At 67.1% G+C, this 942-nt stretch carries 1 protein-coding gene; it reads left to right on the plus strand.

The window, feature by feature from the left end; genetic code table 11:
• Positions 1 to 942 (plus strand): WXG100-like domain-containing protein (locus IE316_RS35195; RefSeq protein WP_190208640.1); only part of this gene is annotated, 942 nt, incomplete at both ends.

Consider the following 942-nt stretch of genomic DNA (forward strand, 5'->3'; position numbering starts at 1 on the left):
TACATCGAGTTCTCGGACGAAGCGCGGGTGCTGTGCTTCATCCTGATCGGTGAATCGCCCATCCAGGCCAACTCCCGCGCCGCGTTGGAGAGCTCGCGGGTGTACGTCCGGCTCTCCACCGACCTGGAGACACGCGCCGGGGACCTGAACGACTCGGTGAGGGACATCCGCGACGCCCTGCCGGGCAGCGCGGGCGAGGAGTACGAGCGTTCGGTCGCCAAGATCACCGGCGGCGGCAGGAGGGACGGCCTGCTCTCCGCCGTCGGTGACTTCGCCCTGCAGATCGGCGACGGACAGCGCGTCTACGCACAGATGATCTTCAAGGCCAAGGTCGGCATGGAGTTCGAACTGGCCCTGTGCGCCATGCTGCTCGCCTCCCTGGCCGCCATGGCCTTCTTCACCGCCGGTGCCTCCCTCACACAGACCGCCCTGGTCAAAGCACGCACCCGCCTGCAACTGCTGACCATCATGCACTTCCTCAGCCGCCACAACCGGCTCGTGCCCGGCCTGAGCGAAGCGGTCGAAGAAGGACTCCTGGAATTCCTCACCCAGCTCACCGTCATGAGCGCCGCTCCCCCGGAACTGCGCCCACGCAGGATCGACTGGCGCGACATCGCCCGCAGCGGCACCCTCGGCCTGTTCGCCGGCCTGTTCACCGACATCACCCGCAAGTTCCTCGACCCCTTCACCCGCCTGCCCAAGGACACCCCCGGCGGCAAGTTCAGCCGCGACCTCCTCGACGGCATCGCCGACGGCGTCTCCGAAGCCCTCGGCGAAACCCTCGGCGACTTCGTCAACACCGGCATGTGGGACAAGAAATGGGAGTTCCGCACCACCGGCATGCTCGGCGCCGGCATCAGCGGCACCGTCACCAGCGTCCTCGGCAGCGGCCTCACCGACCTCGGCACCAGCCTCGCCCAATGGAAATACCAAAACCTCAAC

Origin of the sequence: Streptomyces fumanus, from assembly GCF_014655295.1 — a bacterium.
Taxonomy (GTDB): Bacteria; Actinomycetota; Actinomycetes; order Streptomycetales; family Streptomycetaceae; genus Streptomyces; species Streptomyces fumanus.